This is a genomic window from Moritella sp. 24 (genome assembly GCF_018219155.1).
Classification (GTDB): Bacteria; Pseudomonadota; Gammaproteobacteria; order Enterobacterales; family Moritellaceae; genus Moritella.
In genome coordinates this window covers 3,573,473-3,589,523 of sequence record NZ_CP056123.1, presented here as the reverse complement: position 1 = coordinate 3,589,523, position 16,051 = coordinate 3,573,473, and the positions used below count along the sequence as shown (strand labels likewise).

Genomic DNA, 16,051 nt, shown 5'->3' with positions numbered 1-16,051 from the left:
TAAAACTCAATAAAAACAGTGGCTTGTGTTTTTATTGAGTTTGATGTCTTATTTGGCACAGTGATTGCTTTATCTAAGGTATATAAACTTATCCAATTTGAAGCAAGCAAAAGGAAGATACCGTGGCCTTATATGTAAATACAAATGTAGCATCTTTAAATTCACAACGTAATTTGACGAACTCTACAAATGCGTTACAAACATCATTTGAGCGCCTGTCTTCTGGTAAGCGTGTTAACTCTGCTGCGGATGATGCTGCAGGACTACAAATTGGTTCTCGTTTAGAATCTCAAATTAATGGCTTAAATCAAGCGTCGCGAAATGCTAATGATGGTATATCTCTTGCTCAAACGGCAGAGGGCGCATTAGACGAAACCACCAACATGCTACAGCGTATGCGAGTACTTTCAATTCAGTCTGCCAATGGGTCAAATAGTGCTGCGGATCGTGTTGCACTTGATAACGAGTTTGGTCAATTGCAGCAAGAGCTGAATCGCGTTGCCGATGATACGACATTCGGTGGTATGGATTTACTTAATGCAACGTTCGATCAAGACTTTCAAATCGGTCCTGATGCGAACCAAATTATTAATGTTAAAATTGCGACGAACATGAATGCGGCAGGTTTAGGGGTTGGCTCACTAGGTACGGATATTTTACAAGCTTCAACAGCACAACTTGCTATTACAAATATCGACTCAGCGATAGCGACTGTGACTGAAACTCGTGCAGATTTAGGTGCGAAGCAAAATAGATTTTCATCGACGATTCGTAATTTATCTAATATTTCAGAGAATGTATCTTCGTCTAAATCGCGTATTATGGATGCTGACTTTGCTGCTGAATCAGCAAAACTGGCTCAGAACCAAGTATCGCAACAAGCGGCGAGTACTATGCTTAGCCAAGCGAATCAGCAATCTCAAGTTGCGATGTCATTGTTACAAGGCTAATTATTATTCTAAGCTTATTAGACAGTTATTCAGGCCGATAAGGCCTGGGTAATATTGTTACCCTACGACAATCTGATCACTTAATTATTCCCTTCTTATTTTCGTTCAATATATTGATTATAATAAATTTAATGTAACTTACTGTTATATTTATATTAGTCATTTCTAATGCCAATCTATGTACTCATTTTAATATAATGTAACATTAAGCACATCTGTTTAAGTTGTTGATATATATCTTTAATTACATCTTTTTAAATTCAACATGTTAAATATGCACGAAAAAAAGGAAAATAATTCTAAAGGATGCTTTTTTAATGTCGATAAGGATTATAACAATACAAAAAACTGATTATTTATAAGGGCTGTATTTTACATACACAGCAGTCCTTTACAGGATTTCTTTTAGGAGACGAATATGGCTGTTTATGTAAATACCAATGTAGCATCTTTAAATTCACAACGTAACTTAACGAATGCGACGAATGACTTACAAACTTCTTTTCAACGCTTATCATCAGGTAAGCGTATTAATAGCGCTGCTGATGATGCTGCAGGTTTACAAATCGGCTCACGTTTAGAGTCGCAAGTAAATGGTCTAAATCAAGGCGCTCGAAATGCTAATGATGGTATTTCACTTGCTCAAACAGCAGAAGGCGCGTTGGATGAAACAACGAATATGTTACAACGTATGCGTGTGCTTTCAATTCAATCTGCGAATGGTTCAAATAGTGATGCAGATCGTTCAGCGCTAGATAAAGAGTTTGGTGAGTTAAAAGAAGAGATTACGCGTGTATCAACAGATACAACATTTGCTGGTGAGAAATTGCTAACAGGCGGTTATGCTGCAGATATTCAAGTTGGTGCCGACGCTGGCCAAACGATCAACCTTAAAATTTCACAAAACATGGGCGCGACTGCGCTTGGTTTAACTGGTACAGTGACGATTTCAAGTGCTGGTGGCGCACAAGCTGCAATTGATAAATTAGACTCTGTATTAGCGGTTGTAACAGACACTCGTGCAGAACTAGGTGCGAAACAAAACCGTTTTTCGTCAACCATCCGTAACATTACTAATATTTCTGAAAACGTATCAGCCTCTAAATCTCGTATTGTTGATACTGACTTTGCTGAGGAATCTTCTAAACTGGCACAAACTCAAGTACAGCAGCAAGCGGCAAGCTCTATGCTAAGCCAAGCTAACCAAACGTCACAAGTCGCTTTATCACTACTATAATCGTTTAGGTTTACTTTTGCCCTGCACCTTGCGGGGCATTTTGGTCTTTGGGGGCTACCATGTCCATTGATAACAATGTGGATAATAAGAGCATTCGTTTTTATCCAGACCCTGTAATGACAAAAGAACCTGTCATTACGAATCCTGCCGTTTTAATTTCACAGAATGAAGTCCCTTCATCTGAAGAAGTACACCTATCTACACCTAAACTTACTGATAATATAGATCTGGAACAAAAATTGCTTGAAGCAAAAGATACGCTGCAAGCTCATTTTGATGTTAATAATAAAAAGTTAAATTTTAGTGTCCATGATGATACAGGACGTATGGTTGTGAAGGTAGTGGATCCCGATAGCGGTGAAATACTGAAAGAACTACCGTCAGAAGCTGTCTTGAAGATGGCGGCTAACATTGAAAAGTTTCAGGATAATATATCAGCTAGTTCAGGGCTCTTATTTGATGAGATGGTCTGATTGAAATAGCGTGATAAAATAGTCGAATGTTTAATATAAGAGGCAATTGTTTGCCTCTTATATTATCTATAGATGAAAATTAAGGATACGCATGGCTGGTATAACAATGGCTGGTTCAGGCTCTGGTTTAGACCTTGAATCTATCATTACCTCATTTGTAAGCGCTGAAAAAACGCCAAAAGAAACGCGACTGAATAAAAAAGAAGTCGCAATAACCACGGAACTATCTGGCGTTGGCACGTTGAAGGCTGCGCTTGCCGATTTTAAGTCAGTCTCGGGTCAACTCGGTAATACCGATTCTTTTTTCCAGAGTAAAACGAATATTCGTTATCAGGGGCGAACGGTCGATCAAACGGCTGCTAATGCCAGTGGTGATACTGCAGCTTTACCCATTATGATTCAAACCAAAGGTGTTGTGCCAAAGGGGGCATTTGATGTTGAAGTTAAACAACTTGCTCAAGGTGCGCGATTAGAGTCAGACTTCTTACCAGACAGAGAATCAAAACCGGGTCAAGGTATGCTGTATTTTGATGCGGGTAAGAATACTTTTCAAGTTAATGTCAATGTGACTGATACCTTGCAAGACATTCAGATGAAAATTAATGATGCTCCGGATAATTACGGTATTAGTGCGAATGTTATTAGCTCTGATGTTGGCGCTAAAATCATTTATACCTCAGATAAAAGCGGTAAGGAAAATGGATTAACTGTATTTACTTCTGACTCAAGTCTTAATCGAATTTCGTCGAGCATGGTTGGGCAGCAAGCCACAGATGCAATCATTACTGTCGATGGCAACATCATAACCAAAGATAACAATATCTTTAATCACGCAGTATCTGGTGTCACGATCACTGCCAATAGTTTGACGAAACTTAATGAACCAGCCAACTTTTCTACTGCGATTGATCATGCTGCTGTCAAGGATCTGGTTTATGGATTTGTCGATAGTTATAATAGTTTGATGGATACTATTAATGTTTTGACTAACCCTGAAACAGGGGTTCTTAAGTTAGATCCGACAGCTCGTAGTGTGAAGCAACAGCTGCAAACTATTTCCGGTGGTGTAGTTGAAGGCGCTAATAAGCGGCTAAATACGTTATATGCTGCAGGTATATCTCTTGAAGAAGGCGGTATGTTATCCATTAGCCCATTTGGAAAAAATGGTGGTCAATCGGGAACTCAGCGCTTAAATGATGCAGTAAGTAACTCATTAGATGATCTTGGCAAACTTTTTGCAGGGGATAATGGTATTGCCGCGCAAGTCAATAAATTGTTGAGTGAAAGCCTAGGCAATCGAGGCATGATTTCCCTGCAACAGGATATGCTTAATGGTAACTTGCGTGATATTGAAGATGATCGCATTAAATTAGATCAACATATTTCATCATTTGAAAATACATTACGGAAAAAGTACACGGCCTTAGATAATACTGTTACACGATATAATGCCACCGGTGATTATATTCGCAATGTATTAGGCTAGTGATATTATTTTTTGATATTTATATACATTAATAGTTAGGTAAAAAGCATGAGAGCTAATATAAGACGTTATCAGCAAGTTAGTCGTGAAAGTGGTATTTCTACGGCAGATAACCACCAGGTTATTTTTATGTTGTTACAGGGATTGTTAGACTCTGTTGCTGTCGCAAAAGGCTGTATTTTACGTAAGGATATTGAAGGTAGAGCAAAAGCGATTAATAAATCAATTAATATCACATCAGGATTGATTGATGGTATTAATCATAAGGTTCATCCTGAAATTGGTGAAAATTTTGATGCGCTTTACCGCTATATTCAACTCCGCTTGAACGACGCATCATTAGAGCAGTCAATAGAACCGTTGGATGAAATTACGACGTTAGTAACGCCTATCAAAGATGCGTGGCTGAACATTCCTCAAGCAGAAAAAGAAAAAGCAGAAGCGATTCGTAAGCAAGCAAGTGGTGCTTAATTATGGATGTCACTGACGTTGAACTGATGGCTCACATTGACGCTTTATCTACAGACGCTAGCGAAGCGATTAGGGCTGAACAATTGACATTATGTGATCAATTGTTGATTCAACGTCAGGGTTTGATTGAGCAACTTATCACGTTATCAGATCCTGCTCAAAATCCTCGAGTACACACTTTCTTATCGCAAATAATATCTGATGATAACACGCAGATTACGCGATTAAACGCATTAAAATCAGATGTCGAATCTCAACAAGTTACTACTAAACGTCGGTCTAAATCGATTAACCGGTATCTTGCTATCAAACAGTTTTAGGTTGTTATTATGAATCAATTAAACCTCGATATAGCAGCTCAAATTGCTGCTTTAGAATCACAGCAGAAACAGCGAAAAAAACAAGTTAGTTTGGCGCATGAAATTGATGCCATTCGTGAGGCTGCCCAGCCTAAAGTAGACCCTATTGCTGTATATGAAGCGAACATGCTGGCTTTTCAGGATTATATACCTAATATTTATAATGCGTTTACTGCTTACCGACCCGCTAAATTCGAATTAACACAAGTTGATGAACTGTTACACCTGGTTGATATCGATAATAATTTTGTACTGGGTGAAGAGTATTTCCGTGATAGTTTGATTGATTTTGAGCAATATCGTATTAACCCTAAGATGGCGCGTCTTGATTTTACTAAAGAAGCGGATTCTGTAGCCGATTTTATTCACGTTAAATACTTAAATAAATTAATTAGATTGTGGTCTGGTTCTCACGAGAAACATAAGGAAGAGTTTATCTTACCTGAAGCAATAAACATGATGGTTTGCTTTGGTTTAGGATTAGGTTACTTTTTACCGGAAATGCTAACTAAACATAGTGTTAAACGTCTCTATATCTATGAACCTGAAAATGATTTTTTTTATGCGAGTTTATTTACGCTCGATTGGGCAAGCATTTTAAAACAGCTTGATGAGAGTGGTGGCAGCATTCATTTCTGCCTTGGTGCGGATGAGGATGAATTTTTTACTGATATCTCTAATGAGTTGATGGTAAAAGGGCGTTATGATGCGACTTTTAACTTTTGCTATCAACATTATCAAAGTGAGCAAGTCAATAAGGCGTTAGAAAAATTCAACGCACAAAATTATCATATCGCATTTGGTCTTGGCTTTTTTGATGACTCATTATTGGCGTTAGCACATCAATATCACACCCTAAATAAACATGTACCTTTACTCGCAGAAACAGCCCCTTTACCTGAGTGCGAGACGTTACCGGTATTTATATTAGGTAATGGTCCATCGCTGGATGAGCATATTGATTACATTATTGCTAATCGTGATAAAGTCTTGTTGGCAAGTTGTGGCACGACACTGCGCGCATTACACCAATATGGTATTAAGCCTGATTTTCATCTAGAGATGGAACGCACTAAAGTTACCCACTCAGTACTGAAAACGATTGGTGATGATGAATATGTAAAATCAATACCCTTGTTAACATTAAATACTGTTACACCTGATGTAACTGATTTATTTGATCGTCAGTTAATGGGTCTGAAAGCGGTTGAACCATCAACATATATTCTTCAAAACGAGGAACTTGGTTTTGATAAGGATCGTTTAGCGTTATTAATCTATTCGAATCCGACGGTGTCAAACCTTGCACTATCTTACTTTACCCAAATGGGTTTTAAAAATATTTACTTATTTGGTGTAGATCTTGGTTTTAGTGGTGAAGCACATCACAGTAAGAAAAGTATTTATTATAATAACGCTGGTGATGACAAATTATTGTTTGATAAAAAAGCCTTGTCTGGCTTTGTGGCACCCGGAAATCATGTTGAAGAAGTTGAAACAACGATGATTTTCCAAATGTCAGCAAAAGGGCTTGGGGAGTTATTAACTTTCTATCCAGATGTAAATTGCTACAATCTGAGTAATGGCATTAAAATTGAAAATACGATCCCTGCCTATCAAGCAGATATTACATTGCCTGATATGACATTGGATAAAGTTGAATTAATTGACCGAATTCTAGCTCACTATTCTTCAGACACTCGTGATTTAGCTGTACAGTACAGCGCCGTATTACACGAAAATATATTTGCTGATTTTGTTGATGAGATGATTAGTTTACTACAATCCCCTGTGGCGTCTCGTTATGATGCTTTGCAGCAATTACATCAGCAGTTTATTTTATTGCACAGTAAATATGATACTAAGTATTCATTCTTAGTCGAAATGTTACGTGGCACTATGCAGCACTGTCATGCGATGATAATTAAAGTATTATTGTTACCAGCGGACTCTGAACAAGGGCTCGTATATTATCAAGAAGCTATCGATATATTTATGGCCTATCTTGAAGAAGCGAAAGATAAATACCAGCGTGAATTATTTCAAAAGGATAATACTCAGTTATCTGAAGATTGGACTTAATGCATATTTAAAATAGGGCGTAATAATAGGATAAGACTGCACCTTACTATTATTTAGGTATATAATCATAAGCCATTCAAATAGCGTGGCTTATGATGAAAACATATTTTTTAATCCCTTTTCTCGCATTATTATCAGCATTGACGCCTCTTGCGGTCGATATGTATTTACCGGCAATGCCCAATATTGCCGGTGATTTTAATGTTTCTATTGAAATCATTCAAACCACACTCAGTACTTATCTATTAGGCTTTGCGATAGGGCAATTATTCTATGGTCCGCTAGCGGATAGCTATGGCCGAAAGCCTGTGCTTATCTGTGGCCTTATCACCTATTTAATCGCGAGTTTAGGTATTGTTTATGCGGGTTCGATTGAACAATTTAAGTGGCTACGTCTATTGCAGGCTATTGGTGGTGGTGCTGCATCCGTGGTTGTTAGCTCATTACTTCGTGATTTATTCTCGGGTTCGTTATTTTCTAAAATGATGTCTTACGTCGTTTTATCGATGACATTAGCCCCACTTGTTGCGCCGTTAATTGGTGCGCAATTATTAGTATGGTTTAGTTGGCACAGTATTTTTGTCGCACTTGTTGTCCTTACTAGCCTATGTTTGGTGGTGAGCTACCTTGGTATTAAAGAAACATTACCCAAAGAGCGTCGTGTTACGTTTAACTTACCTCAGGTATTTAGTAATTATTGGTTGATATTAAAAAACCGAAAAGTGCTAGGGCTTATGCTTTGCGGAGCGTTTAATGTGTCCGGCATGTTTGCTTTTTTAACCGCGTCTCCGTTTGTTTATATCAATTACTTTGGTATTGATGCTCAAAATTATGGTTACCTTTTTGCCTGTAATATTTTAGGTATGATGGTTGTTACATGGATTAACGCTAAGATTGTGATGCGGTTTGGTTATCAACAAATCTTACGTGCGGGTGTTATTATCAGCGCGGTTATTTCTGTTTTATTCTGGCTAATGAATTTTAATTTAACCTTTGGATTAGTCGGGCTCGTTATTTCTACCGTCGCTTACATTAGTCTAATTAGTTTAATTGGTTCAAATGTGATGACGGGAGTTCTTGCTGAGTTTCCACACATATCAGGTACTGCATCGGCATTATCTGCCACCATTCGATTTGGTTTTGGTGCTATCTCAGGTCTTGTGATCAGCGTATTTCATGATGGAACACCTCTGCCTATGATTGCTGTTATTAGCAGTTGTGGGATTTTATCGTTTTTAAGCTATTTTATACTAACGGATAGAGCAAATAAGGACAGCTAATGCGGATTGAATTTATTAGTACTGGTGATGAAGTACTATCAGGACAAATTATTGATACCAATGCTGCGTGGATATCACAATACTTCTTTCAGCAGGGAAGAGAGTTTACTCGTCGGCATACAGTAGCTGATGACCTTGACTCCTTGATTGATATTATTACAGAAACAAGTCACCGCGCAGATGTTGTTATTATGAATGGTGGGCTAGGGCCTACATCTGATGACTTAAGTGCTGAAGCTGCAGCAAAAGCAATGGGGGTTCCATTAGCGCGTTCACAAGCATGGTATGATCATTTAGTCGCGAAATATGCTAAATCAAATCGTGTATTATCGATGAGTAATGAAAAACAAGCATGGTTACCACAAGGCGCAGACGTGGTTGATAATCCGGTTGGTACAGCCTGCGGTTTCAGTTTTAAATTTAATCGAGCTCGATTTTATTTTACCCCCGGTGTACCTAGTGAATTCAAGCACATGGTCACTGAACAGATACTGCCAGATATTCAACAACGCTTTACTCCAGTGGCTGTTCCCACACTCATAAAAATGAAAACGTTTGGTATTTCAGAGTCGGTATTAAATGAACGCCTTGCGGAACTATCTTTGCCTCAATCAATCACCTTAGGGTTTAGAGTCGATTTTCCGACGGTTGAAATTAAATTGTTATCAACTGTTAAAGCTGATTTAGATAATGCACGTGAGCTAATTTATGCTGAGCTAGATGAGTGTATCTTATTCGAAGGTGATGGTAGTTTTGCTCAATATTTACAACAACTAATGTTAGAAAAAGGGAATACGTTATCACTTGCTGAATCTTGTACCGGAGGCTTAATTGCCAGTGAACTGATCGCCGTTGCAGGGAGTTCTGGTTACCTTGATTCTAGCCATGTTACCTACAGTAATGAATCTAAGTGCCGTTTGGTTAATGTGAAAGAAGCGACACTGATTAAGCATGGTGCTGTATCAATGGAAGTCGCTGCTGAAATGGCACAAGGCGCAATGGTAAATGCGGGAGTGGATTTTGGTATTTCAGTATCAGGTATTGCAGGCCCTGGTGGTGGTAGTGAAGAAAAACCCGTTGGTACTGTTGCATTTGCATTAGCGAGTAAAACGCATACTTATAGCCAGCTGCTATTCATTCCTCGTTGGAGCCGACAAGGGATCAGAACCGTTGCCTTATATGTTGCTTTAGATATGCTGAGACGAGAGTTATTAGGGTTAGATTTATCGGCAGCGTTTGGATCTATAGAGCGTCGCCAGAGTGAAAATAGGGTGAATGGTTAGTTCTACTTCACCGTTAGCGTGTTATTACTTTAGTGTTCAAAAACGTAGTGATTATTAAACCAATAAATAATGACTACGTTGTTTACTACCATTTCTGTTTAGGTTGGAATAACAGGTCTAGTTCATTCTTCTCGTCTTCTTTTTCTTGACGATCTTTTAAATCATCCGATGAAGCTTGAGTTAATTGTTCATTCACGTCATGAAGTAAAGATGTCAGTGTCTGCTGTTTATTAATAAGCGAATCATTTTTATCATTGATATTGTTTAAGGTATCAATCCCTTTACGTAGCAACTGCTTACAAGAACCAAACTGGCGAGTTGCACGTGCTTCATAAGCGCGTTTCAATAAATTATCGATATTTACATTAAGCTGCATAAGCTCTAGTTTTCTATCTTCAATAACAAACGTTTGGGTATTTAACTTACTTTTGGCATGTTCAGCACGTAATACAGCTCTGACTTTTTTGATTTGCTGCAGTAATATGATCGCTTCACGGTCTGAATTTGGCGAACGAAACATTTTTTCTTCGCTTTGTGCTGGAGCATCTTTTAGCTGTGCCATTTGGGCTTTTACGTTGACTAAGCGTTGGCGTACTTGCGGTAGGCTTGGATCCATCTGTAGTGTTGCAGCAAGCGAATCATGCATACGGCTATGCAGAACAAGAGTAAGTACTTTACTATAAGGTAATGATGTTGAGTTAAGCAGTAATTCTTCTGCTTCTTCAATGACTTGTCTGTGCTTTATGATTACCTGACGCTTTTCTGTTTCAGCTTTACGCTTGTATTGTAAGATGATGTTATACCCGATCACCAAAAACAATAGAATAGCAATCGCGATGATCATAAGTGTAAACTTCATTGTTTCATAAACCTAATTTTGCAGCGGTGTTAAGATATTACTATAAATACCTTAGTTAAGGTAGTGTTAACGTGAAGATACCACCGCCAAGTGTACCGCCATTGGCTAATGATATCTGTCCTGTTTTGCCTTTTATTTTGTGTGCGCTTGCGATTAATCGAGCAAAATATAAACCTAAGCCTGTACGTCCTTGTTTACTGCTTAACTCACTCATTGAACTGTGCTGAGCTTGTAACATGCTATCAGGGTAGCCATGCCCATTGTCTGCAATTTCAATGACAAGTTGCTTGTTTATTATGTTAGCTGTGACAAGAATTTGTCCCTCGCTATAGCGTAATGCGTTAATGAACACATCCGATAAAAGATAGCTAATGAGGTTGTGATCACAATGCCAAGCAAGGTCTTCATTGATATCGATATCAATATTAATGTGATGACTTTCACTGTACATCTGGTTTTTAATACAAAATTCATTGAAGTAATCAGCAATAAAACATTCTGCAATATTTAAGGGTAATTGATCTTTCTCGTCTCGATAGAGGGAGAGTACCTGAATTAAACCACTGTTAAGTCGCAATACTTCATAATGTAAATCAGCGAGCTTGGCTGCATGTTTACTGTCATCTTGTGAAATATTGATATCAGCAGACATTGATTCAATTGATTGCAATAACAGGCACAATGAATTTTTCATATCATGAACTGCAGATGTCAGAATCAACGCATAATCAACTGTGTCTTTGTGTGGTTTAGTGTTATCGTCTAGTGATGTCATGATATCGTTAACTGGCATAAAAATAATGATCCTTAGGATATCTTATTAAGAAGAAATAACAGTATTCTGCTATTGTTTTGTTAGAATACAATTAATTATTTGGAATATAGAGCACACCACGAATGAAGTTACAGCAATTTAGATACATAGTCGAAGTCCTCAATCATAATTTGAATGTGTCTGCGACAGCAGAAAGTCTTTATACTTCGCAACCAGGCATTAGTAAACAAGTTCGTATGTTAGAAGATGAGCTGGGTGTGCAGATCTTTGAGCGTAGTGGTAAACACCTTACAAAGGTAACCCCTGCTGGTAAAGATATAATTCGTATTGCAGCTGATATTCTAGGCAAAGTTGAAAGTATTAAAGCCGTTGCGAGTCAACATACACACCCTTCTAAGGGAACGCTAAATATTTCGACAACGCATACTCAAGCACGTTATGCACTGCCAAAAGTGATTAAAGGTTTTATTGAGCGTTACCCTGATGTGTCATTAAATATGCATCAAGGTACACCTGCACAAATTAGTGATTCGGTATCTAAAGGTACTGCGGACTTTGCCATTGCTACTGAAGCGCTGCATTTATACAGTGATTTAGTGATGCTACCTTGTTACCACTGGAACCGTTCTATTATCGTTAAACCGGGTCACCCATTAACGAAAGTGGGCAAAATCACGGTTGAAGACATTGCTAAATACTCATTGGTTACGTATGTGTTTGGTTTTACGGGCCGTTCAGAGTTAGATTGTGCATTTGATGAAGCCGGCTTAGAGCCTAAAATTGTGTTTACCGCAACAGATGCCGATGTGATTAAAACGTACGTGAAACTAGGTATTGGTGTGGGTGTATTAGCAACAATGGCATTTGACGATGAAACTGATGATGATTTAGTGCGTATTGATGCAAGTCATTTATTTACGTCGAGCACGACTAAAATTGGTTTCCGTAAAGGTACTTTCTTACGTACTTATATGTATGACTTTATGGAGCGATTTGCACCGCATTTAACTCGAGATGTTGTAGACAAAGCAATTATGCTGAAAACAGCAGAAGAGATTGATGATATGTTTAAAGAGATCTCGTTACCAACAAGGTAACGAGATTATATTTACTCGGCTAATGTCTGTTTAGCCGAGTGATTCTTCCGTTTGTTTCACTGCTTTTTTGACCTGATTTTTGGTTATCTTTTTCTTTTTTGCTTTCACTTCTACGGTCTCTTCTTTTACTGAATCTAATTTAATTGTCGAGCATGCATTGTCATTAATCGCGCTAATAAGCTCATTCATATTATGTGATAATGTTTCATCATGACTTAATCGTTTAATTTGTTCACTGACGATATCAATCGCACTACTCATGACCACTTGCTCTAGCTCTGTGAATGCATCTTCGATGTAATTCGATATTTTAGTGAGGTTAGGTAGGTTTGTTCGGCATGCTATTAAGCCAACATTTAGGTTATTCATGTAGCTGTATAGCGTTATATTAAGTGACATTCCCGGTGGTAACGCTGATAACGGATAGCACTCCAACATTTTTGCGCCCATCATATAAACGGGTTTACGTGGTCCGGGCACATTTGATATGAGTACGTTACCAACGGGTGGTAATACATCATCAAGTTTCAGTAATTCACTCACGACCGCTAAACCTTGGCTTGCGAGAGTGTAGCTTGTCAGCGCTTCATCTGATAATAATCTTGCTTCTTGCTTTAACTTGTCGCACGCATCTTTAATTGCCATTAGTCGTGTCAGTGGGGCTGCTTCACTATGGGCTAGCTCAACCATGGTAATAGCAATACGATTATTGGATGTTGTATCATTAGGATCACGGAGACTGACTGGGATCTGTGCAGTGAGCGGTTGTTTAAGCTCATAGTTAAGATCAGAAAGGTAACGGTGTAATGCAATATCGCAAATACATACCACCACATCATTGACCGTTGTCCCCGCTATTTTACCGATGTTCTTAACCCGCGAGAGTGGGAGTATGCTTGTTGCAGCACGGCGTGCTCGTTTAGGACTGACTGAAAATGGTGTTTTTGGCGCAGTAAAAGGGGTAGGGATATTTGCTTTATAAACATTAACCCCTTGTAATATAAGTTTAGAACCAAGTCCGAGAATTGATGGTATAGCACGTACTTGCTTGGTTAATATCGCACTGTTTTGCTTTAACTTATTCACCAAACTGAGCTTTACGTTACTGTCTTCTTTTTTGCATTTAAACTCAGTTTGACTCCAAAATGCTTGTAACTGTCCATCGGCTTGCGGTGATAAATAACTCAGGATAATTTTATTTGCTTTTGCACCATCAGTAAATGCGTGGTGCATTTTTAAGTAAATAGCGAACTGATTGTTGGCAAGGCCTGAAATTAAATGCATTTCCCATAGTGGGCGGCTACGATCCATCAAGTTAGAGTGTGCATGCTCTATGTATTCAATCAACTGCTCTCGTGTGCCAGGGACTGGTAATCTTGCTCTGCGTACGTGGTATTCGAGGTCTACGTTTTCGTCTTCTTGCCAGTACATCATACCAGAGAATGCGGTGTGCAGTTTGTAGTTAAACGGTGATTCGATTTGTGTAAATTGCATAAGTTGATGATACAGATCTTCACTGTAGTCACCTTGATAGTCGCTGGGAATATCAAAAACTTGCATTGCAGCGACATGGTTTGGTCGTGATACAGTTTCGCAATAAAGGAAACCCATATCAGGTAGAGTGAGCGCTTTCATTAATATTTTCCCTAACTTATGCAGAGCGAACAGCTTGTTACGTCGTGCGATGTATATAGAATAAGTGACCTAATAAGTAGAGAATAATTGAGCACTAAAGTCATTAGCGTAGGGGCTAATCACTGCTATTTACACCTTAAAGTATGAGTGCTTTTCTCATGCGATTACAGGCATGTAAATAAATGGGTAATCAAACGAGTGAAGGGAATGTTAATACCTTTTATTGGGTATTAGTTTTATCGTCATTAATGGATGTAAAAAAGCCAGAATAGTGATGAACACATTCTGGCTTTTGAATTTATAGCAGTCTAAATAATATTTTTTATTTAGACAAAAATGAGATTAAGTACAAGTGTGTGCTTTTTTGATATCGCCAACATTTAATACTTTAATTGCTAAACCACCTTGTGATGTTTCACGGTATTTAGCATTCATGTCTTTACCTGTTTCGTACATAGTTTCGATAACTTTATCTAGCGATACGCAAGGTTCACTTGTACGGCGCATAGCCATACGTGAAGCGTTAATTGCTTTTACTGCTGCAATTGCGTTACGTTCGATACAAGGTACTTGAACTTGGCCACCAACAGGGTCACAAGTTAAGCCTAAGTTATGCTCCATACCGATTTCAGCTGCTTCACAAACTTGAGCTGCACTTGCACCCATTAGCTCTGCAAGACCTGCAGCTGCCATTGAGCAAGATACGCCAACTTCACCTTGGCAACCAACTTCTGCGCCAGAGATAGATGCGTTTGTTTTGTAAAGAATACCGATAGCACCTGATGCTAGGTAGAATTTAGTGTATTCATCACGTGTTAACGGACGGATGAATTTATCGTAGTAAGCTAATACTGCAGGAATGATACCTGCTGCGCCGTTTGTTGGTGCCGTTACAACACGACCACCGGCTGCATTTTCTTCACTTACTGCAAGTGCAAACATGTTAACCCAATCAATGATTGTCATTGGATCAGTGTTAAAGCCATCACTCGCTTCTAACTGGCGTTTAAGCGCAGCAGCACGACGTGGTACACGTAATGGACCAGCAAGTAAACCTTCAGTTTTACAACCGCGTTCAATTGCTTCAGCCATTGCAGTCCAAATGTTTGAGAACTGGTGATGTGTTTCTTGTTCTGTGCGGAATGATTTTTCATTCTCAGCCATAAGTGCACTGATAGATAATGCATTTTCTTGGCAGTGTTCAACTAATTTTTCAGCACTGTTAAATGGGAATTTAACGTCTGCTGTTTCACCTTGTGTTAAACCGAAGTTTTCTTCGTCAACGATGAAACCACCACCCGTAGAGTAGTATGTTTTTGTGAATGAAACTTCACCATCGATGTATGCGTGAATTTTCAAACCGTTTTCGTGTAGTGCAAGTGGAGCATCAATAAAGTTCATAGCTGTAGCGGGAAAATCAACAGTATGACAGTGTAGACCGATCGGTAAACGACGTGTTTGTTCAACACGGCTAATGAACTCTGGAATTGCATCAATATCAACGGTTTCAGGTAAGTTACCTGCTAAACCCATAATGATAGCAATATCAGTGTGGTGACCTTTACCAGTCAACGATAATGAACCATGCACATCCACTGTGATTTGAGTGACTTCGCGGATCTTCCCTGTCGCTCGTAGGTCGTCGATAAATTGTTTGGCAGCTTTCATTGGACCAACAGTATGAGAACTTGATGGACCAATACCAATTTTGTAGATATCGAATACACTGATCATAGTAATTCCTCAGCAGATGCTTAAGTTATATAAGCTTAAATAAGTAGCGCGCTAACAGACTCTTGTTAGGCAGAATGATAGGGATTAAACTTTTTTTTAATCTCTCAAATTTTATGTCGCTATGATAGCGGTTTCATTGCAAAACACAACTGCCAATATAGTAGCCAATGCTGTTATTTAGAGATTGATCCCATATAACAATTCATTCTCTTTTAAAATTGCAGTGTTAAGCTTTGTTTTATTTGTTTATGAAAGATTTTTTCGATTCGGAGGTAATATTGACACCCCGAAGAGGTGTCAATATTATACTTAATAATTAGATAGTTAGTG

At 38.5% G+C, this 16,051-nt stretch carries 14 protein-coding genes; 10 read left to right on the top strand and 4 right to left on the bottom strand.

Annotation, left to right across the window (positions count from 1 at the left end; genetic code table 11):
* Positions 1 to 122: 122 nt before the first annotated feature.
* The 9 genes from HWV00_RS15985 to HWV00_RS15945 all read left to right on the top strand — a co-directional run bounded on the left by HWV00_RS15985 (position 123) and on the right by HWV00_RS15945 (position 9,621).
* The gene (locus HWV00_RS15985; RefSeq protein WP_211682878.1) at positions 123 to 950 is read left to right on the top strand and encodes a flagellin; all 828 of its coding nucleotides are present in this window, start codon (positions 123 to 125) and stop codon (positions 948 to 950) included.
* A gap of 418 nt (positions 951 to 1,368) precedes the next feature.
* Positions 1,369 to 2,187, top strand: coding sequence for a flagellin (locus HWV00_RS15980; RefSeq protein ID WP_211682876.1), 819 nt, complete (start codon positions 1,369 to 1,371; stop codon positions 2,185 to 2,187).
* A 59-nt stretch (positions 2,188 to 2,246) separates the two neighbouring features.
* A complete protein-coding gene (locus tag HWV00_RS15975; RefSeq protein WP_211682874.1) occupies positions 2,247 to 2,660 on the top strand; it encodes a flagellar protein FlaG in 414 nt (137 codons plus the stop codon).
* 91 nt (positions 2,661 to 2,751) lie between these two features.
* The gene (gene fliD / locus HWV00_RS15970; RefSeq protein WP_211682872.1) at positions 2,752 to 4,146 is read left to right on the top strand and encodes a flagellar filament capping protein FliD; all 1,395 of its coding nucleotides are present in this window, start codon (positions 2,752 to 2,754) and stop codon (positions 4,144 to 4,146) included.
* Positions 4,147 to 4,194: 48 nt separating this feature from the next.
* On the top strand, positions 4,195 to 4,617 hold the full coding sequence (gene fliS, locus HWV00_RS15965; RefSeq protein ID WP_211682870.1) for a flagellar export chaperone FliS: 423 nt from the start codon (positions 4,195 to 4,197) through the stop codon (positions 4,615 to 4,617).
* Between the two features lie 2 nt (positions 4,618 to 4,619).
* The gene (locus HWV00_RS15960) at positions 4,620 to 4,937 is read left to right on the top strand and encodes a hypothetical protein (protein ID WP_211682868.1); all 318 of its coding nucleotides are present in this window, start codon (positions 4,620 to 4,622) and stop codon (positions 4,935 to 4,937) included.
* A gap of 9 nt (positions 4,938 to 4,946) precedes the next feature.
* Positions 4,947 to 7,058 (top strand): 6-hydroxymethylpterin diphosphokinase MptE-like protein, encoded by a 2,112-nt coding sequence (locus tag HWV00_RS15955; protein WP_211682866.1) that lies wholly within the window; start codon positions 4,947 to 4,949, stop codon positions 7,056 to 7,058.
* Positions 7,059 to 7,150: 92 nt separating this feature from the next.
* A complete protein-coding gene (locus HWV00_RS15950; protein WP_255554667.1) occupies positions 7,151 to 8,338 on the top strand; it encodes a Bcr/CflA family multidrug efflux MFS transporter in 1,188 nt (395 codons plus the stop codon).
* Positions 8,338 to 9,621 (top strand): CinA family nicotinamide mononucleotide deamidase-related protein, encoded by a 1,284-nt coding sequence (locus HWV00_RS15945; RefSeq protein WP_211682864.1) that lies wholly within the window; start codon positions 8,338 to 8,340, stop codon positions 9,619 to 9,621. Before HWV00_RS15950 ends, HWV00_RS15945 begins: the two co-directional genes overlap by 1 nt.
* A gap of 85 nt (positions 9,622 to 9,706) precedes the next feature.
* On the opposite strand, the gene HWV00_RS15940 is transcribed toward HWV00_RS15945, so the two are convergent.
* Together HWV00_RS15940 and HWV00_RS15935 are read right to left on the bottom strand one after the other, a co-directional pair.
* Positions 9,707 to 10,480 carry a DNA repair protein gene (locus HWV00_RS15940; RefSeq protein WP_211682862.1) on the bottom strand — a complete coding sequence of 258 codons (774 nt, stop codon included), beginning with the start codon at positions 10,478 to 10,480 and terminating at the stop codon, positions 9,707 to 9,709.
* 55 nt (positions 10,481 to 10,535) lie between these two features.
* A complete protein-coding gene (locus tag HWV00_RS15935; protein ID WP_211682860.1) occupies positions 10,536 to 11,273 on the bottom strand; it encodes a sensor histidine kinase KdpD in 738 nt (245 codons plus the stop codon).
* Positions 11,274 to 11,377: 104 nt separating this feature from the next.
* Between HWV00_RS15935 and cysB the strand changes: the two genes are divergently transcribed.
* Positions 11,378 to 12,352, top strand: coding sequence for an HTH-type transcriptional regulator CysB (cysB, locus tag HWV00_RS15930; protein WP_211682858.1), 975 nt, complete (start codon positions 11,378 to 11,380; stop codon positions 12,350 to 12,352).
* Positions 12,353 to 12,382: 30 nt separating this feature from the next.
* On the opposite strand, the gene HWV00_RS15925 is transcribed toward cysB, so the two are convergent.
* Positions 12,383 to 13,987 carry a wax ester/triacylglycerol synthase family O-acyltransferase gene (locus HWV00_RS15925; protein ID WP_211682856.1) on the bottom strand — a complete coding sequence of 535 codons (1,605 nt, stop codon included), beginning with the start codon at positions 13,985 to 13,987 and terminating at the stop codon, positions 12,383 to 12,385.
* Between the two features lie 342 nt (positions 13,988 to 14,329).
* Positions 14,330 to 15,721 carry an L-serine ammonia-lyase gene (locus HWV00_RS15920; RefSeq protein ID WP_211682854.1) on the bottom strand — a complete coding sequence of 464 codons (1,392 nt, stop codon included), beginning with the start codon at positions 15,719 to 15,721 and terminating at the stop codon, positions 14,330 to 14,332.
* Positions 15,722 to 16,051 lie beyond the last annotated feature (330 nt).